Origin of the sequence: Modicisalibacter sp. MOD 31.J (assembly GCF_020147985.1) — a bacterium.
GTDB lineage: Bacteria > Pseudomonadota > Gammaproteobacteria > Pseudomonadales > Halomonadaceae > Modicisalibacter > Modicisalibacter coralii.
Map to the genome: position 1 here is coordinate 221,291 of NZ_JAGXFF010000005.1, position 19,063 is coordinate 240,353.

The 19,063-nt window shown below is 67.5% G+C and carries 15 protein-coding genes; 11 read left to right on the forward strand and 4 right to left on the reverse strand.

What is annotated here, in order from left to right:
- The first annotated feature begins 26 nt into the window (after window positions 1-26).
- The 7 genes from ccoG to fnr all read left to right on the forward strand — a co-directional run bounded on the left by ccoG (window position 27) and on the right by fnr (window position 7,661).
- Entirely contained in the window at window positions 27-1,436 is a 1,410-nt protein-coding gene (ccoG, locus tag KGR00_RS17850) for a cytochrome c oxidase accessory protein CcoG (RefSeq protein ID WP_224418876.1), read from the forward strand.
- Between the two features lie 2 nt (window positions 1,437-1,438).
- Entirely contained in the window at window positions 1,439-1,945 is a 507-nt protein-coding gene (locus KGR00_RS17855) for a FixH family protein (RefSeq protein ID WP_224418875.1), read from the forward strand.
- Window positions 1,942-4,389 (forward strand): heavy metal translocating P-type ATPase, encoded by a 2,448-nt coding sequence (locus KGR00_RS17860; RefSeq protein ID WP_224418874.1) that lies wholly within the window; start codon window positions 1,942-1,944, stop codon window positions 4,387-4,389. The genes KGR00_RS17855 and KGR00_RS17860 overlap by 4 nt, the downstream gene beginning before the upstream one ends.
- Entirely contained in the window at window positions 4,386-4,619 is a 234-nt protein-coding gene (gene ccoS / locus KGR00_RS17865) for a cbb3-type cytochrome oxidase assembly protein CcoS (RefSeq protein WP_224418873.1), read from the forward strand. Before KGR00_RS17860 ends, ccoS begins: the two co-directional genes overlap by 4 nt.
- On the forward strand, window positions 4,619-5,335 hold the full coding sequence (locus KGR00_RS17870; RefSeq protein WP_224419861.1) for a sulfite exporter TauE/SafE family protein: 717 nt from the start codon (window positions 4,619-4,621) through the stop codon (window positions 5,333-5,335). Before ccoS ends, KGR00_RS17870 begins: the two co-directional genes overlap by 1 nt.
- A gap of 70 nt (window positions 5,336-5,405) precedes the next feature.
- The gene (hemN, locus tag KGR00_RS17875; protein ID WP_224418872.1) at window positions 5,406-6,818 is read left to right on the forward strand and encodes an oxygen-independent coproporphyrinogen III oxidase; all 1,413 of its coding nucleotides are present in this window, start codon (window positions 5,406-5,408) and stop codon (window positions 6,816-6,818) included.
- A gap of 99 nt (window positions 6,819-6,917) precedes the next feature.
- Window positions 6,918-7,661: a fumarate/nitrate reduction transcriptional regulator Fnr gene (gene fnr, locus KGR00_RS17880; RefSeq protein WP_129141253.1), complete on the forward strand. Its 744-nt coding sequence runs from the start codon at window positions 6,918-6,920 to the stop codon at window positions 7,659-7,661.
- Between the two features lie 82 nt (window positions 7,662-7,743).
- Here the strand turns inward: fnr and ttcA are convergent, their stop codons facing one another.
- The 4 genes from ttcA to KGR00_RS17900 form a co-directional block, all read right to left on the reverse strand.
- On the reverse strand, window positions 7,744-8,598 hold the full coding sequence (ttcA, locus tag KGR00_RS17885) for a tRNA 2-thiocytidine(32) synthetase TtcA (RefSeq protein WP_224418871.1): 855 nt from the start codon (window positions 8,596-8,598) through the stop codon (window positions 7,744-7,746).
- Between the two features lie 89 nt (window positions 8,599-8,687).
- Entirely contained in the window at window positions 8,688-8,909 is a 222-nt protein-coding gene (locus KGR00_RS17890) for a hypothetical protein (RefSeq protein WP_224418870.1), read from the reverse strand.
- A 35-nt stretch (window positions 8,910-8,944) separates the two neighbouring features.
- Entirely contained in the window at window positions 8,945-9,562 is a 618-nt protein-coding gene (locus tag KGR00_RS17895) for a 3'-5' exonuclease (RefSeq protein WP_224418869.1), read from the reverse strand.
- A gap of 50 nt (window positions 9,563-9,612) precedes the next feature.
- Window positions 9,613-11,436 carry a putative nucleotidyltransferase substrate binding domain-containing protein gene (locus KGR00_RS17900; protein WP_224418868.1) on the reverse strand — a complete coding sequence of 608 codons (1,824 nt, stop codon included), beginning with the start codon at window positions 11,434-11,436 and terminating at the stop codon, window positions 9,613-9,615.
- A 766-nt stretch (window positions 11,437-12,202) separates the two neighbouring features.
- Between KGR00_RS17900 and KGR00_RS17905 the strand changes: the two genes are divergently transcribed.
- From KGR00_RS17905 to KGR00_RS17920, 4 genes are all read left to right on the forward strand, one after another.
- A complete protein-coding gene (locus tag KGR00_RS17905; protein ID WP_129141248.1) occupies window positions 12,203-12,463 on the forward strand; it encodes a DUF4212 domain-containing protein in 261 nt (86 codons plus the stop codon).
- A 6-nt stretch (window positions 12,464-12,469) separates the two neighbouring features.
- A complete protein-coding gene (locus KGR00_RS17910; protein WP_129141247.1) occupies window positions 12,470-14,251 on the forward strand; it encodes a sodium:solute symporter family protein in 1,782 nt (593 codons plus the stop codon).
- A 96-nt stretch (window positions 14,252-14,347) separates the two neighbouring features.
- Window positions 14,348-14,863 (forward strand): hypothetical protein, encoded by a 516-nt coding sequence (locus tag KGR00_RS17915; protein ID WP_224418867.1) that lies wholly within the window; start codon window positions 14,348-14,350, stop codon window positions 14,861-14,863.
- A 132-nt stretch (window positions 14,864-14,995) separates the two neighbouring features.
- Window positions 14,996-18,949 carry a NahK/ErcS family hybrid sensor histidine kinase/response regulator gene (locus KGR00_RS17920; protein WP_224418866.1) on the forward strand — a complete coding sequence of 1,318 codons (3,954 nt, stop codon included), beginning with the start codon at window positions 14,996-14,998 and terminating at the stop codon, window positions 18,947-18,949.
- Window positions 18,950-19,063 lie beyond the last annotated feature (114 nt).

Consider the following 19,063-nt stretch of genomic DNA (forward strand, 5'->3'; position numbering starts at 1 on the left):
TCCGAGCCCGACGCGATGGTGGCAACATGCGCGAACACATCCCGCTTCACGACCCTGCCGCGCCAGCGGACGCCACGGCGGCGCTCTACGCCAAACGCCGGCACGTCTACGTGCGCGCCGTGCACGGCCGCTTCCAGCGCCTGCGGCGCAACGCCAACTGGATCCTGATGGCTCTCTACCTCGGCCTGCCCTGGCTGACCTGGCAGGGCCGCCCGATGGTGTGGTTCGACCTGCCCGGACGGGAATTTCACGTCTTCGCCGCCACCTTCTACCCGCAGGATTTCGCGTTGCTGGCGTGGCTGCTGATCCTCTGCGCCTTCGGGCTGTTCCTCATCACCGTGTTCGCCGGCCGGGTCTGGTGCGGCTACGCCTGCCCGCAGAGCGTCTGGACCTGGCTCTACCTGTGGGTGGAAACACTCGCCGAAGGGCCGCGCCACCGCCGCATCAGGCGCGACAGCCAGCCGATGAATGCCGCCAAGCTGGCCCGCAAGAGCCTCAAGCACGGGCTCTGGCTAATGATCGCCGTCGCCACCGGGGTGACCTTCGTCGGTTACTTCACGCCGATCCGCGGCCTGACGGTCGACCTGGCGACACTCTCGGCGAGCGGCTGGGCGTGGTTCTGGATCGGCTTTTTCACGCTGTTCACCTACCTCAACGCCGGCTGGCTGCGCGAGCAGGTCTGCCTGTACATGTGCCCCTATGCGCGCTTCCAGTCGGTGATGTTCGACAAGGACACCCTGGTGGTCTCCTACGACGCCGCCCGTGGCGACCCCCGCGGCGCGCGACGCCGGGATCTCGATCATCGCGCCGCCGGCAAGGGCGACTGCATCGACTGCGGCCTGTGCGTGCAGGCCTGCCCCACCGGCATCGACATCCGCGACGGCCTGCAATACGCCTGCATCGGCTGCGCGGCGTGCATCGACGCCTGCGACGGCGTGATGGATCGCCTGGACGCCCCCCGCGGGCTGATCCGCTACACCACCGAACACGCCCTGGAGGGCAGGCGCACGCGCCTGTGGCGACCGCGCCTGCTCGGCTACCTGGCGGCGCTGCTGGTGATGACCGGCCTGCTGGTCTGGGCCCTGAGCACCCGCGTGGCACTCGACATCGATGTCCAGCGCGATCGCAACCAGCTCTACGACCTGACCGCCGAGGGCGACATCCGCAACGTCTATACCCTGCAGGTCCGCAACCTCGACCGGCACGCCCATGACTTCCGCATCGCCGTGCGCGGCATCGACGGTCTGCGCCTGACCAGCGACGCCGAGCTGCATCTCGCCGGCGGCGCCAGCCGGCGCCTGCCCCTGCAACTGACGGCGCCGCCCGCGGCACTCGATGGGCCCGGACGCACGATCAGCATCGCGGTGAGCGCCGTCGATGCCCCCGCTATCGCCCTGACCAAGGAGGCCCGTTTCCTGGGCCCCGCGAGGAGATGACCATGCAACAGCCGGTTCGCCCCTGGTACAAGGAGTTCTGGCCCTGGTTCCTGCTGGCCGTGCTCGGCCTGGCCGTGGTCATGGGCACCACCACGCTGGTGCTGTCGATCACCAGCTTCGACGGCATGGTCGCGGACAACTACTACAAGCAGGGACTGGCGATCAACAAGGTGCTCGAGCAGGACGCCGCCGCCCGCGAGCTGGGCATGCGCGCGCGCCTGCGCATCGACGACCTCACCGGTGACGTGACCGTCGATCTCGTCGGCGACGCGCGTCCCGAGCGCCTGCTGCTGGAACTGGTGTTCCCCACCCAGGACCGTGACCAGCGCGTGACCCTCGATCACGTCCACGGCAGGCGCTACCACGGCCAGTTGGGCGAACGCCTGGCGTATCGCTGGTACGTGCAGCTCCACCCCGAGGCGACCGAGCCGGTGTGGCGCCTGACCGGCGAAATCACCCTGCCCCGCCACGACGCGCTGTGGCTCGCCCCCCGCGGGAGCGGCACGTGACCGCCGCGACCTGCTACCACTGTGGTGGCGCCGTGCCGGTTGGTGCCGCGTGGCACCTCGTGCTCGACGACGCGCGCCATCCGCTGTGCTGCCCCGGCTGCGAGGCCGTGGCCCGGGCCATCGTCGACGGTGGTCTGGCGAGCTATTACCGCTTCCGCGATCGGCTGCCCGAGCGCCCCGATGCGGGACCCGCCGCCCGTGCCGAGACCTGGCAGGTCTTCGACGACCCGCAACTGCAGGCCGATTTCGTGCATCCGCTGGACGAGACCGGCGCGCGCGTCTCGGCAACCTTGGCGGTGGACGGCATCACCTGCGCGGCCTGTGCCTGGCTGATCGAACATCGCCTCGACGCCCTGGACGGGCTCGAGCGCAGCGCGGTCGATCTCAGCCATCACCGCCTGCATCTGCAGTGGGACCGCCGGCAATTGCCGCTCTCGCGCATCCTCGCCGAGCTGGCGGCGATCGGTTACCCGTCGCAACCCTATGCGCCCGACGAGGCCCAACGCCGGCTGCAGCGCGACGAGCGCCGACTGATCCGCCGGCTGATCGTCGCCGCCGTCGCCATGATGCAGGTGGCGATGTTCTCGATCCCCTTCTATGTCGCCGGCGAGGGTGGCATCGGCGCGTCCTTCCAGGGGCTCTTCCACGCCCTGTCGCTGATGCTGGCCACCGTGGTGGTGGGCTATTGCGCGCAGCCCTTCCTGCGTGGCGCGTGGCGTGACCTGCGAAGCCGCCACCCGGGCATGGACGTGCCGGTATCGCTGGCGATTCTCGGCGCCTACCTGGCCAGCGCCTGGGCGGTGGTCACCGGCGGCGGCGAGGTCTACTTCGACTCACTGAGCATGTTCACCTTCTTCCTGCTCTTCAGCCGCTATCTCGAGAGACGCGCCCGGCAGCGTCACGGGCGCAGCGGCAATGCCCTGGCCGGCGTGCTGCCGAGCAGTGCGCTGAGGCTCGACGCCGACGGCGGCGAGCGCATCGTGCCCGCCGACCGGCTCGAACCCGGCGATCGGGTACGCGTCACGCCGGGCGCAGGCATCCCCGCCGACGGGGTGATCGTCACCGGCACCTCGCGGCTCGACGAGGCGATGCTCACCGGCGAGTCGCAGCCCGTCCGGCGCGGCCCCGGCGAGTCGGCGACCGGCGGCAGCCTCAACGTCGACAGCCCGCTGACCATCGAGGTCGTGCGCCGGGGGCGCGATTCCCGCGCCGCCGGGATCATCGCCCTGGCCGACCGGGCCTTCGCCGAACGCTCGCCCGTCGCCGAGCGCAGCGCCCGGCTGGCCCGAGGCGTCGTGCTCGGCGTGCTGCTGATCGCCGGTGTCGTGGCCGGGACCTGGAGCCTGGTCGACCCCGGGCGCGCGCTGTGGGTGACGCTATCGGTGCTGGTGGTGACCTGTCCCTGTGCCCTGGCGCTGGCCATGCCCGCCGCGCTCACCGCCTGTCACGGGCGACTCAAGCGGCGGGGCGTGCTGATCACCCGCGCGCCGGCGATCGACGACCTGGCCCGCATCAGCCGCGTGGTGTTCGACAAGACCGGCACCCTCACCGAAGGTCGCCTGCGGCTCTGCGAGACCGTGGCGCTCGGCGCCGCCGTCGACGGCGAGCGCTCACGCGCCCTGGCCGCGGCACTGGAGGCCCACTCCGAGCATCCCATCGCCGGCGCCTTCGCCGCCTGGCGCGATGCGTCACTGGCCGCCACCGAGGTGATCAACCACCCCGGTTGCGGGCTCGAAGGGTGGATCGGCGATCGCCACTACCGCCTGGGTCGCGCCGATTTCGTGCTGGACGCGCCACCCTCGCCGCCCTCGCCCGACGGCCAATGGCTGCTGCTCGCCGGGGCCGGCACCGCACTGGCCTGGTTCCGCCTCGACGACCGCCTGCGCGAGGATGCCGCCGCGACCGTGGCCGCGCTGAAACGCGCGGGGCTCGACGTCGAACTGCTCTCGGGCGATGCCCGGCAGACGGTCGCCGCGCTGGCCGAGCGGGTCGGCATCGAGGCCTGGACCGCCGGCGCCACCCCCGAGGGCAAGCTCGCCCATCTTCGCGCGCTCCAGGCCCGCGGCGAGCGGATACTCATGGTCGGCGACGGCATCAACGACGTGCCGGTACTCGCCGCCGCCGACGTCTCGCTGGCGATGAACAGCGCCACCGATCTCGCCCGCACCCGCGCCGACGGCGTGCTGCTGTCGTCACGGCTGTGGCGGCTGGTCGACGCCGTGGACCTGGCCCGCGCCACGCGCCGAGTGATCCGCCAGAACCTCGCCTGGGCGCTGGGCTACAACCTCTGCGCGCTACCGCTCGCCGCGCTCGGCTGGGTGCCGCCCTGGGCCGCCGCGCTGGGCATGTCGGCCAGCTCGCTGCTGGTGGTCGGCAACGCCCTGCGCCTGGGGCGCAGCGCCCCGCAGGCTGTCCCGCCGGCGGAGGCGGAGGCGTCGCCATGAGCATCCTCTATCTGTTGATCCCGCTGTCGCTGATGCTGCTCGGCTTCGCCGTCTGGGCGTTCTTCTGGGCGGTGAGGTCGGGGCAATTCGACGACCTGGAGGGCCCGGCCCATCGCATCCTCTTCGACGACGACGAGGGCGACCTGCCGGCGGCGCGTCGAGGCGATTCCAACCCTCGCCCGAGGGCATCCGGCAATGCTCCCCAGAAGGCGCGGAGGCCGCGCGAATGATGGCCCCCGGCGCGCTCGATCTGCCGCCGCTCGCCGCGGCCTTCATCGTCGGCCTGCTCGGCGGCGCCCACTGCATCGGCATGTGCGGGGGGATCATGAGTGCGCTGAGTTTCGCCGTGCCGCCCAGCCAGCGCAGCCCGCAACGTCTGGCCGGGCTGCTGCTCGGCTACAACCTGGGGCGCATCGCCAGCTACATGCTCGCCGGGGCGCTGGTCGCCACGCTGGGCATGCTGGCCGGCGACGTCCACCGCGTACTGCGTCTGCTGCTGCAGGGGCTCGCCGCCGCGATGCTGATGCTCATGGCGCTCTATCTGGGCGGCTGGTGGCGCGGCCTGAGCCGTGTCGAGGCGCTGGGGCGGCGGCTGTGGCGCCGGCTGGAACCGTTCGGCCGGCGCCTGATGCCGGTGGTCCGCGTGCCCCAGGCGATGGCGCTGGGCGCGGTGTGGGGCTGGTTGCCCTGCGGGCTGGTCTATTCGATGCTCGCCTGGAGCCTCACCGGCGGCGACGCCTGGCGGGGCGCGGCGCTGATGGGGGCGTTCGGCCTGGGCACCCTGCCCGCGCTGCTGGCCACCGGCGCCGCCGCCCATCGACTGGCGATGCTGGTCCGGCATCCGGCGACCCGTACCGTCGCCGCGCTGACGATCCTCGCCTTCGCCCTCTGGCAGGGCTGGCAACTCGCCACGATGCTCGCCGGCGGCCATCCTCACGGCGCTTGATCCAGGTCACGCCGCCTCCCCGACCGGCCACGTACGATGAACGCATCGCCCCCGGTTCGAGAGAGCAGTCATGCCAGCCACCGTCGCCGATCTCCCCGCCGTCACGGCCACGCCTGCCGAACGGGAAGCGGCCCTGATCCGACGCTATGCCCACACCGGGCCGCGTTACACCTCCTACCCGACCGCCCTGGACTTCGCTCCGGGCTTCGGCGCCGAGGCCTATGCTGAGGCCCTCGAGAACAGCAATCGCTCGCAGCGATCGCTGTCGCTCTACGTGCACATCCCCTTCTGCCGGCGGATCTGCTTCTACTGCGCCTGCAACAAGATCGGCGCGCAGGACTCGCGGCGGGCCGATGCCTACCTGAGCCGCCTGGATCGCGAGATGGTGCTGGTCGGCCAACACCTCGACACCCGCCGCGAGGTCCGGCAACTGCACTGGGGTGGCGGTACGCCGACCTTCCTGACGCTCGACCAGATGAGCGATCTGATCGACCGGCTGCACGCCCGCTTCGGGCTGTCGTCCGCGCCGGATCGCGACTACGCCATCGAGATCGACCCCCGCGAGGCCAATGTCCTGACCCTGCGCCATCTTCAGTCGCTGGGCTTCAACCGCATCAGCCTCGGCGTGCAGGACTTCGACATCGAGGTGCAGCGTGCCATCAACCGTGTGCAGCCGCGCCAGTTGACCGAGAACCTGGTCGAGGAGGCCCACCGGCTGGGCTTCTCGTCGCTCAACCTGGATCTGATCGTGGGGCTGCCGCACCAGACCCGCGACAGTTTCGCCGACACCCTGCAGCAGGTGATCAGCCTGGCACCGGCCCGGCTGTCGGTGTTCAACTACGCCCACCTGCCGGCGCGCTTCAAGGCCCAGCGTCGCATCGACCCGGCCACGCTGCCCTCGCCCGAGGAGAAACTGTCGATCCTCGAGGTCACCCGCGCGCTGCTCGACGAGGCCGGCTACGTGCACATCGGCCTGGACCATTTCGCGCGGCCCACGGACAGTCTCGCCGTGGCCCAGCGCGAGGGGCGGCTGCACCGCAACTTCCAGGGTTACACCACCCACGGTGACTGCGATCTGGTAGGGCTCGGCGTCTCGGCGATCAGTCAGATCGACGACAGCTACGCCCAGAACCCGACGCGGCTCGCCGACTACGAGGCGGCGCTCGATGCCGGCCATCTGGCCACTTGCCGCGGACTGCGCCTGACCGCCGACGACCGCCTGCGACAATTTGTCATCCTGCGCCTGATGTGCGACCTCAGCCTCGATCTCGACGCGGTCGGCGAACGCTTCGGCCTCGATGCCACGGCCTATTTCGGCGAGGCCCTGAAACGGCTCGAGAGCGCCGAACGCGACGGCCTGGTGAGGCGTCACGGCAATCGCCTGACAGTCACGCCACTGGGCCAACTGCTGGTGCGCCACCTGGCGATGGCCTTCGATGCCCGCCTGGACGCCAAGGGCGACCGCTACTCCCGGATTCTCTGAGAACAACTATTGAGAAAAACTTTCACGATCATACCCTCGCTATATCACCCATAATGCAACTACCATAGCGAGAGTGCTTCGAAAGACTGGGAGACAACCATGGCGAATTCCGCCCTCCACGTGCGCCGGCCGCGACTTCAGGAAGCGCGTTGCCAGACCTGCAGCTTGAGTTCCCTGTGCCTCCCCCTGGCGCTGGGGACCCAGGAACTGGACAGCTTCGACGCGATCATCCAGCGCCGCGCGCCGCTCAAGAAGGGCGACACGCTGCTGCGCCAGGGCGATCCCTTCACCAGCGTGTTCGCGGTGCGCTCGGGCAGTCTCAAGCAGGTCAGTCACGAGGGCGATGGCGACGACCAGTTGACCAATTTCTACCTGCCCAGCGAACTGGTCGGCCTCGACGGCATCGACGAGCAGCACTACCCCGGCAGCATCATCGCCCTGGAGACCACCACGGTCTGCGAGATCCCCTTCGAGCGTCTCGACCAGCTTTCCGAGGCCCTGCCCGAGTTGCGTACCCAGCTCTATCGCAACATGAGCAAGGAGCTGCGCGACGACCGGCGCATGCTGCGCCTGCTGTCACGCAAGACCGCCGACGAGCGCCTGGCCAGCTTTCTGGTCAACCTGTCGACGCGCTTCCGGCGGCGCGGCTACTCCCCCTACAGTTTTCGCCTGTCGATGGCCCGCGCCGACATCGGCAACTACCTGGGGCTCGCCGTGGAGACCGTCAGCCGGATCATCGGTCGCTTCCAGCAGCAGAAGCTGGTCGACGTCCAGGGGCGCGAAGTCAACATCCTCGACCTCGAGGCCCTGGAGGAAATGGCGGAGGGCTCCGGCTGTCAGTGACAGCCCACTTGGCATTCGCGAAAACACCACGGCCCGCCGAGCATCGGCGGGCCGTGGTGTTTTCGGTCGGGGGTTGTTTCGCTCAGGCTTCGCGTGCCAGCAGATCGAAGGCCTCGATCCGCGAGGCGTTGAGACGCTGCTGCTTGTCCTCGAGCCCCTGGAAATCGAACAGGTCGCGATCGGCGAGCTGTGACGGGGCGACGTTGGTGACCGCCTTGAACATCGTCTCCAGCCGGCCGGGGTGAGTCTTTTCCCAGTCGGCGAGCATCTCCTTGACCACCTGACGCTGCAGGTTGGGCTGCGAGCCGCACAGGTTGCAGGGGATGATCGGGAATTCCATCAGCCGCGCGAACTCGGCGATGTCCGCCTCGCGGCAGTAGGCCAGCGGGCGGATGACGATGTTCTTGCCGTCGTCGGAGAGCAGCTTGGGCGGCATCGACTTGAGGGTTCCGCCGTAGAACATGTTGAGGAACAGCGTCTCGAGGATGTCCTCGCGGTGATGGCCGAGCGCCACCTTGGTGGCGCCGATCTCCTCGGCGAAACCGTACAGCGAGCCACGCCGCAGTCGCGAGCACAACGCGCAGGTGGTCTTGCCCTCCGGGGTCTTCTCCTTGACCACCGAATAGGTGTCGCGCTCGAGGATGTGATAGTCGACGCCGATGCCGTCGAGGTATTCGGGCAGCACGTGTTCGGGGAAACCAGGCTGCTTCTGATCGAGGTTGACCGCCACCAGCGAGAAGTCCACCGGCGCGTTGCGCTGCAGATTACGCAGGATCTCGAGCATGGTGTAGGAGTCCTTGCCGCCGGACAGACACACCATGACCTTGTCGCCGTCGCCGATCATCCCGTAATCGATGATCGCGTTGCCGACCTGGCGACGCAGGCGCTTCTGCAGCTTGTTGAACTCGCGTTTCTGATTACCGGTAAATGCTTGCATGGGTCGTGCGACACGCAGGGAGAAGTGGAAGGCGCGCCTATGCTACCACCCACTCCCGCGACTTGCGATGTCCCGCCGTGGCGGTGCCGTCAGAGGACGTTCAGCAGCATCAGGTAGCGCAGCACCACGCCCGGCAGGATCAGCACGATGCCGATGCGCTGGCAATGGAACTCGCCGCGGTTGAGTCCCAGGCGCCGGCGCCAGAACAGCAGCACGCCGTGCAGGTCCTGGGTGCGTCTCACGTAGCACAGGTTGGCGAGCATCAGGAGCCCGAACCCGGCCACCAGCAGGCCATTCTGCAGCCATTCCATTCGTTCACGTCCTCGCTATCCGGGTTGTCGTTCATTCAGCAGGCTTCCAGGGCCCCCTGCTTCAAGCGCACGTACATCAGGGCGGTGGTCACGGCGTCGCCCAGCGCGGTGTGGCGCTGCATCAACGGCACCCGCAGGGCCCGGGCGACGCTTTCGAACCCCAGGTGCGGCTCGACCTGGGGATGGGTACGGCGCATCCAGCGACGGTACGCCTGGGCCAGATCGACGGTGGCGTTGGGCAGATCGAACCCGAACAGCGGCCGCAACTGACGATTGATCACCGCCACGTCGTAGTCGACGCACCAGCCCAGCAGCGGGCGATTGCCGATGAAGTCGAGCAGGCGTTCCAGGGCATCGCCGAGCGAGACGCCACCGTGGAGGTCGATACCGCGCAGCCCGTGGACCTTGATCGACTCCCCAGTGAGGCTCGCGGGGCGTTCCAGGCGCAGGTCGAGGGCATCGCTGGTGAGCACGCGGCCGTCCTTGATCCTCACCGCGGCCACCGACACCAGATCCGCCGTGCGCGGGTCGAGCCCGGTGGTCTCGCAGTCGATCGCCACCAGTTCGTCGCCGGTGTAGGGGTTGAAGAGCCAGCCGTAGCGGCCGTTGACCTGTCGGCGGCGGTCGGCCGCGCGACGCAGGGATCGAAGCATCACGACACTCCCTTAGCGAGCCACGTCGACATCCGGTTCGACGGGCCTGTTCAGTACTCGAGATGAAAACGTTGGGTCAGGCGCTGCTTGAACTCCTTGACCAGGTGCAGCGCCTCGCGCAGCAGGTCGCGCTCCAGCGACGACAGGCGCTGCACCACCACCCGGTTGGCGCTGTCGAGCGCGCCCGGCGGTTCGTCGAGGCGCGCCAGTTGCTGGGTGAGCCGCAATTCGGCGAACAGCGTCAACGCTTCACCCAGGTCCTCGGCGAAGCGCGCCTCCAGATGACCCTCGTCGGCCAGCGCCTCGAGCCGGGCCAGCGTCGAGGTCGGCCGCAGGCGGTGTTCGAGGGCCAGGGCACGCGCGCCGTGGACGATCGGAAAGATCCCGCCCTTCTTGATGTCGATGCCGTGCTGGGGGCGCTTGAGCGAGCCGAACAGGGTCAACGGCGTGGAGAAGCTCAGCGCCGCCCGGGCGAAATGCGCCAGCAGCATCTGGTCGTGCGAGCAGCGCGCGAACAGCGTCTCGCGCACGGGCTCCAGCAATCGCGGGTCGCCAGCCACGGCATGAGCATCGAGCAGGATCGCCAGGTTCATCAGCGCCGGACCGTCGCCCTCGTCGGCCCAGTGGTGGATGCGCTGACACCAGCCGCTGACGGTGTTCACCCACTGCGGATTGCTGACCATGATGTTGCCCGGGCAACGTGGGTAACCCAGTTCGAGCAGGGTCTCGGTGAAGCGCGTCATCTGCTCGCCGCGCTCGGCCCAGTCGCCGTCGTCGGCGAGGATCAGGGCGTTGTCCTGGTCGGTCTTGAGGATCTGCTCGCCGCGCCCTTCGCTACCCAGTACCAGCAGGCAGCAGGCCTCACGCTGCGCCGGCGCCACCAGGAACTCGAAGGCCTTGTCGATGATCCGGCCGTTGAGGGCGGCCAGCAGCTCCATCGCGAAGCGCAGCTTGACCCCCTGGGCCATCAGGGTCTGGACCAGCGAAGGCAGGCGCGCGCTGGCCTGGGCCAACGCCTCGAGGTCCTCGGCCTGCTCCAGCTCCAGGCTGACCATGTGCGAACGGCTCGAGAAGAAGCTCAGCACGTCGGTCATCTCGACGACGCCCGCCGGCTGGCCGTCGTCGCCGATCACCACCACCCGCTCGATGCCATGACGGGTCATGCTGACCAGCGCCTGGAACAGGTAGTCGTCGGCCCGGGCGGTGACCAGCTCGACGTGCGCGAGCTCGGCCACCGGGTGTTCGCGGGGCAGGCCACGGGCCACCAGGGCATCGAGCAGATCGGTCTTGGTGAGCATGCCGAAGCGGTCGTCGACGGCCACCAGCAGACTGTCGGCACGGGTGTCGCGCAGTCGCGCCGCAGCCTCGCCGATCGATGTCTCGCCGGCGACCACCCGCGGCGAACGCTGGCAGTCGGCGACCCTGGCGAGCATGAACCCGGCGAGCGTGGCGCCGCCCGCGGATCGCCGTTCGGCCAGCAGGCGTGTCTTGGCGGCGAGACTCTGGCGGAAATAGTCGGCGAAGGCCGGATGGGCCTCGCAGAGCTGCTCGAAGAGCTGGCGCGGCAGCAGGTAGCAGAGGCTTTCCTGCTCGGCGATGAAGCGGTAACGGCTTTGCCCGTTGAGAATGCTGATCGCGCCGAACAGGTCGCCCGTCGTGTAGTGGCCGATGCGCGCCTGCTCGCCGGGCTGGCCGGTATCCAGTTCGGCGACTTCGCCCTTGTGAATGACGAAGACATGATCGCCGGCCTGGCCGGCCTCGAGAATCACCTCGCCGGTATCGTAGTAAGCCAGGTCGACCCCGCTTCTGACCCGCGCCCGCCCTGCCTCGTCGAGCAGCGAGAACGGGGGTTGTGAAAGATCGATGTCGACCATTCGTAATCGCCCTCGTCATGACGGCCTCACCTCGCTGCCGATCATGAGCAGGCGAGCCATTGATCTTGCCACGCTGGCCTTCACCGATAGCGAGGTCCCACGCAAGCGGATGGCCCTCTCGGCACCACCCGGGCCACCTCGAGGACGGCTTCCAGCCCGACCACCACGAACGGCCCCCGGACATCCGCTGGCCATGGCACCAATCCGCAGCGGGGTTGGTAAATCCTCACGCGTCTTCATATGACACTGACCGACCTGCCGTCAGCACAAACCTAGAATATCCGATCCTCTTCTTTCAATTGAACATAGACCAAGGTTCTAGGGCGCCAACCGTTAGACCATTGTCCTATCCCCTCCTGGCTATACCATCGTCCTATACGGCAACCGCTCGTCTCGAAGGAAAGACAAAGAAAACCAATAAGCGATTGTTTTTAAAGATTTTTAAAAACAGCCGCTTTATCGGTTTCGGCTTATGAGACCAAAGTATGGGGATTTTATTTTCCAGGATTACTGACCAATATTACCCACGAATCATGTGGCGATTCGCCACGAAATGCAGCGTAACGACTCAAGGTAACCCAGCGGACAATAACGACATCACCGACTTTCGCAATAACGGAAAAGACAGTGTTTATATCGCCCTTTTCTGGCAAGGGCGTTAGTTCGTCAACTAAACGCTCGATCACCAACGACAACGGGAAGTCGACCGCCTGAGCGGCGTAAGGCCCCAACACTTCCTTCTTACCCACAAGCGGAGAGCGACGTCATGTCACAAGAAAAAGCCAATGCCGAAGCTTACTGGAAGGCCAACCTGAGATTGATCACGGGCTGCCTGATCGTCTGGGCACTGGTGTCCTACGGCTTTGCCATCCTGCTACGCCCCCTGCTGGCAGGCATCCCCGTGGGGGGCACCGACCTGGGCTTCTGGTTCGCCCAACAGGGCTCCATCCTGGTGTTCATCGGGTTGATCTTCTTCTACGCCTGGAAGATGAACCGGCTGGACAAGCAATTCGAACTCGGGGAGTAAACCGGCATGAGTCAATTTGCGATCAACGTCCTCTTTGTCGGCGCTTCCTTTGCGCTGTACATCGGGATTGCCATCTGGGCCAAGGCCGGGTCGACCAAGGACTTCTACGTCGCCGGGGGCGGCGTCCATCCGGTCACCAACGGCATGGCCATCGGCGCCGACTGGATGTCGGCGGCGTCGTTCATCTCCATGGCCGGCCTCATCGCCGCCGGCGGCTACGCCAACTCGACCTTCCTGATGGGGTGGACGGGCGGCTACGTGCTGTTGGCCATGCTGCTGGCGCCCTATCTGCGCAAATTCGGCAAGTTCACGGTCCCGGAGTTCATCGGCGACCGCTTCTACAGCAAGACGGCACGCATGGTCGCCGTGGTCTGCTTGATCGTGGCCTCGGTGACCTACGTCATCGGCCAGATGGCCGGGGCCGGCGTGGCCTTCTCGCGCTTTCTGGAGGTCGACGCGACCACCGGCCTGATCATCGCCGCCGTGGTGGTGTTCTTCTATTCGGTGCTGGGGGGCATGAAGGGCATTACCTATACCCAGGTGGCCCAGTACATCGTGCTGATCATCGCCTATACCATCCCGGCCGTGTTCATCTCGCTGGAGCTGACCGGCAATCCGGTGCCGCCGCTGGGCCTGTTCTCCGACCACAGCGCGTCGGGCGAGCCGCTGCTCGCCAAGCTCAATGAGGTGGTGACGGCGCTGGGCTTCAATGCCTATACGGCGATGGTCGACAACAAGCTCAACATGGTGCTGTTCACGCTGTCGCTGATGATCGGGACCGCGGGCCTGCCGCACGTCATCATGCGCTTCTTCACCGTGCCCAAGGTGGCCGACGCCCGCTGGTCCGCCGGCTGGGCGCTGGTGTTCATCGGCCTGCTCTACCTCACGGCACCGGCCGTGGCCTCGATGGCACGCCTCAACCTGGTGACCACCATCTATCCGGACATGGCGGGTCAGGTCGAGAATTACGACGCGGCCGCCGAGAACTCCATCGCCTACGCCGACCGGCCCAACTGGATCCGCACCTGGGAAGAGACCGGCCTGATCACCTTCCAGGACAAGAACGACGACGGCAAGATCGAGTTCTACAACCCCGCCGCCGACTTCTCCGACCGCGGCTGGGCCGGCAACGAACTGCAGGTCAACAACGACATCCTGGTACTCGCCAACCCGGAGATCGCCAATCTGCCCGGCTGGGTGGTGGGGCTGATCGCCGCCGGCGGTCTGGCGGCGGCGCTGTCCACCGCGGCCGGTCTGCTGCTGGCGATCTCCTCGGCGATCAGTCACGACCTGATCAAGGGCGCGATCAACCCGCGAATCACCGAACGCGGGGAGCTGATGGCGGCGCGCATCTCGATGTCGGTGGCGATCGTCGTGGCCACTTACCTGGGTGCCAACCCGCCGGGGTTCGCCGCCCAGGTCGTGGCCCTGGCCTTCGGCATCGCCGCCGCCTCGCTGTTCCCGGTGCTGATGATGGGGATCTTCTCCACCCGGGTGAACAACAAGGGCGCCATCGCCGGTATGCTCGCCGGTCTGATCTTCACCCTCGTCTACATCTTCGTCTACAAGGGCTGGTTCTTCATTCCCGGCACCAACAACCTGCCCGACACGGTGGATCACTGGGTGCTGGGAATCTCCCCGCTCTCCATCGGTGCCGTGGGTGCGGTGATCAACTTCGCCGTGGCCTATCTCGTCTCCAACGCCACCGAGGAGCCGCCGCAGGAGATCCAGGATCTGGTGCAGAGCGTGCGTTATCCCAAGGGCGCTGGTGGTGCCGTCGACCACTAGGCGATAATGCCCCCGGCTCGGCGCAGGCCCGGGCCGCGGGACCACACTTCATCGGGCTTCCCGTCGGGAAGCCCGATGTCATGAGAAGGGGACGGCATGGTTTGGCAATTGATCGCGGCGATCTTCGCCGGCCTGGGGGCCGCCGGCATCGGCCTGATTCTGCGACAGCTCAGCGGCAGGCGCCTGCCGCGCTGGATCTTGCCGGCGCTGGGCGGGCTGGGGATACTCGGCTACCAGATTCACTACGAGTACACCTGGTTCGACCACAAGCAGGCCCAGTTGCCGGCCTCGGCCACCGTGGTGGATAGACACACCGAGCGCATGCCCTGGCGCCCCTGGACCTACATCGCTCCGCTGACCACTGCCTTCGACGTCGTCGACCGCGGCAACCTGGTCACCCGGAGCGCCGGCGAGGATAGGGTGGTCGAGTTCATCCTCTACCATTTCGAACGCCAGCCGGCCGACCGCGTGTCTCACCACCCCTATCTGCTGAACTGCGACGCCCGGGAGATCGTCCCGCTGGCCGAGCAGGACGGCCGGCCTCGCTACCCGGAACTGCGCCGCGTCGAATCCTCGGCACCGCTGTTCCAGGCGGTCTGCGCCGGCGCCTGATCCCCCGGCGGCGGATCGCCGACCGCGACACGCGAAGGCCGGGGCGGATTTCGCTGCCCGGGCAAGGGGCGACATGACTGCCCTCGTGCCCGCCATTCCCCTAGAATGGCGACAAACCAAGGGGGAGCTCGCATGTTCGCTGGCTGGCTGCTGATCGCCGTCTCGCTTTGCTACGTCGCCATCCTGTTCCTGATCGCCTGGCGCGGCGACCGTCACGCCAGGCGTCACGGGCCGGCGCAGCGCCGCCCGGTGATCTACAGCCTGGCGCTGGCCATCTACTGTACCTCGTGGACCTACTACGGTGCGGTGGGCCAGGCCGCCACGTCCGGCTGGTCGTTCGCCAGCATCTTCATCGGTCCGCTGCTGACCTTCGGGCTGTTCTGGCCGGTACTGGCCAAGATGATCCGTATCGCCAAGCGCCAGAACGTCACCTCGATCGCCGACTTCATCGCCTCGCGCTACGGCAAGACCCAGTCGCTGGCGGCGTTCGCCAGCCTGGTGGCGCTGATCGGCACCCTGCCCTATATCGCCCTGCAGCTGAAGGCCGTGTCGTCGGCCTTCACGGTGCTCACCGATTCCTCCGACGTCACCCGCGCGCCGCTGCTCGGTGATACCGCCTTCTACGTCGCGGCGGTGATGGCGCTTTTCGCGATCCTCTTCGGCACCCGCCATACCGATGCCACCGAACACCACGAAGGGCTGATCCATGCCATCGCCTTCGAATCGGTGATCAAGCTGGGCGCCTTCCTGGCGCTGGGCGCCTATGTCACCTGGGGGGTATTCGACGGCCTCGGCGACGTGCTCACGCGGGCCGACGACTTCCTGCAGCTCGAACGTCAGCTCACCGAACAGGACTTCGGGCAGAGTTTCTGGGCCCAGACCCTGCTGGCGATGCTGGCGGTGTTCTGTCTGCCGCGCCAGTTCCACGTCGCCGTGGTCGAGAACACCCACCGCGACGACGCCGCCCGGGCGCGCTGGCTGTTTCCGCTCTATCTGGTGGCCTTCGGGTTCTTCGTGCTGCCGCTGGCCGCCGCCGGCCTGACGCTGTTTCCCGACGGCACCGTCGAGCCGGACACTTTCGTGCTGGCGTTGCCGATCGCCCTCGACAACGACTGGCTGTCGCTGGCCACCTTCATCGGCGGCTTCTCGGCGGCCACCGGGATGGTGATCGTCGCCACCGTGGCGGTGTCGATCATGATCTCCAACGAGATCGTCATTCCGCTGCTGTTCCGCCTGCGCTGGTTCGATACCAAGGCCCGCGACTACGGACGGCTGGTGCTGCGCGCCCGCCGCGTGACCATCGTGGTGATCCTGGCGCTGGCCTACGTCTTCTATCAGTTGATCGCCGAATTCAGCTCGCTGGCCTCCACCGGGATGCTCTCCTTCGCCGCCGCCGCCCAGTTCGCCCCGGCCCTGCTCGGCGGGCTCTACTGGAAGCGCGGCAACCGCCTGGGCGTGATCGTGGGCATGAACCTGGGCTTCGCCATCTGGGCCTATACCCTGCTCCTGCCGGCGCTGATCAAGGCCGGCGTGGTACCCGGCGAATGGCTGCTCGGCGGGCCCTTCGGCCTCGACTGGCTGTCGCCCTATCAGCTGTTCGGCCTGGGCATCGGCAGCCCCTTCACCCACGGCGTGATGCTCTCGCTGGGGGTCAATCTGTTCGGCTACATCTTCATCTCGCAGATCACCCCGCAGCGGGTGGTCGAGCGCATCCAGGCCTCGCTGTTCGTCGACAGCGTCGAAACCCGCCAGACCTCGGTCAACCGGCCCTGGACCGGCGCCACCACGGTGGGCGATCTCAAGGTGCTGTGCGAACGCTTCCTGGGGGCCGAGCAGGTCGATCGCGCCTTCGACGACTTCGCGCTGCGCAACGGCCAGACACTCGATCACAATACCCGCGCCTCGATCGACGTCATCCAGTTCACCGAGCGCTTCCTGGCCTCGGTACTCGGCGCCTCGTCGGCGCGCATCGTGGTCAACTCGGCGCTGCAGGGGCGCGGCATCGGCATCTCGGACGTGATCTCGATCGTCGACGAGGCCTCGCAGGTCCTCGAGTTCAACCGCGCCCTGCTGCAGGCGACCATCGAGAACATCAATCAGGGCATCAGCGTGGTCGACCAGAACCTCAATCTGGTGGTGTGGAACCAGCGTTACCTGGAACTGTTCCGCTTTCCCGATCATTTGATCCGCGTGGGTGCGGCCTTCGACAAGGTGCTGCGCTACAACGCCCACAACGGCGAGTACGGCCCCGGCGACCCCGAGGAACACGTCGAGCTGCTGATGGACAACATCCGTCAGGGCCATCCGCATCGCTATGTGCGCTACCGCCAGGACGGCACCGTGCTCGAGGTCCAGGGCAACCCCATGCCCGGCGGCGGTTTCGTCTACACCTACCAGGACATCACCCAGCAGAAGCGCACCGAGGAAGCGCTGATCCGCTCCGAGAACAACATCCGCATCTATACCGACAACGTGCCGGCGCTGATCGCCTACTTCGACAAGGAGTGCCGCTACCTCTTCACCAACCGGGCCTACGAGCAGGTCTTCGACATCGACCGCAACGAGGTGATCGGCAAGCGCGTGCAGAGCGTGATGTCGCCGGCGGTGGCCCGCGAGCGCTCGCCGTGGATGGACCGCGCCCTGGCCGGCGAGCGGGTGAGCTTCGAGATCTCGCTGGACGACGGCGAGGGCGGCACCCGCTACCTGCTGGTCACCTACACGCCCCACTTCGGCGACGGCGGCTCGATCCTGGGCTTCTTCGCGCTCTATCAGGACATCACCGAGCGCCGCCTGGCCGAGATCGCGCTGAAGGAGACCAACGAGAACCTCGAGGAGCGCGTCCGTGAACGCACCCAGGCGCTGTCGGAGGCCAACGCCGCGCTGCGCCAGGAGAACCGCGTGCGCGCCGAGGCCGAGCAGGCGCTGCGCCAGGCCAAGCAGGTCGCCGAGGACGCCAACGCCTCGAAGACCCGCTTCCTCGCCGCGGCCAGCCACGACCTGTTGCAGCCGCTCAACGCCGCGCGGCTCTTCACCTCGGCGCTGTCCCAGGAGACGCTCGCCGACGACCACCAGCGCACCATCGGCCACATCGACAATTCCCTGCAGGCCGCCGAGGAACTGCTCGGCACCCTGCTCGACATCTCCAAGCTCGACGCCGGGGCGCTGACGCCGCGGCGCAGTCAGTTCGCGCTGGCCGACATCTTCCGCCCGCTGCGTGCCGAGTTCGAGGTGATGGCCGAGGAGCGCGGGCTCGATCTGGACGTGGTGCCCACCGCCCAGTGGGTCGACAGCGACGCCCAGATGCTGCGCCGCATCGTGCAGAACTTCCTGTCCAACGCGCTGCGCTACACCCAGCACGGGCGGGTGCTGCTGGGTTGCCGGCGGCGCGGCGGACGACTGCGCATCGAGGTCTGGGACACCGGGCCGGGCATTCCCGACGCCAAGCAGGCCGAGATCTTCCAGGAGTTCCGCCGTCTCGATCAGGCCTCGCGCCACAAGGAGAGCGAAAAGGGTCTGGGACTGGGCCTGTCGATCGCCGACCGCATGAGCCGCGTGCTCGATCACCCCATCCGGGTGCGTTCGTGGGAGGGCGTGGGCACGGTGTTCTCCGTCGACGTCCCCACGGTCAGCGCCCGGGAGGCGGCCAAGACCGGCGACGAGCCACCGTCCCGGCGCGCCGGCAACAAGCTCGCCGGGACCCGGGTAGTGTGCATCGACAACGAGACGCTGATCCTCGAGGGCATGAAAGCGATGCTCAGCGGCTGGGGCTGCGAGGTGTTCACCGCCACCTCGATCGGCGGCGCCAAGTCGATCCTGCGCCATCTCGACGCCGATCCCGACGCGATCCTCGCCGACTATCATCTCGACAACGAGGTCACCGGGCTGATGGCGCTGGACGCCCTGCTCGAGCGTTGCAACGGCCCGGTACCGGGCATCGTGATCACCGCCGATCGCACCGAGGAGGTCGCCGATGCGATCAAGCGCGGCGGCTACCAGTTGCTGCTCAAGCCGGTACGCCCGGCCGCGCTGCGCGCGCTGTTGACGCGGACCCTGCAGGCCAACCGCGCCGCCCGCCAGGCCCCCTGAGCGGGCGGGCCCCGCCCATAGCGCGCGATAATCGCCGCCAATCGAGGACATCGGCAAAACCCTATTGGCCAACGTGCCGACGACTAGTTAACATCAAGACTAGTGATTAACCAT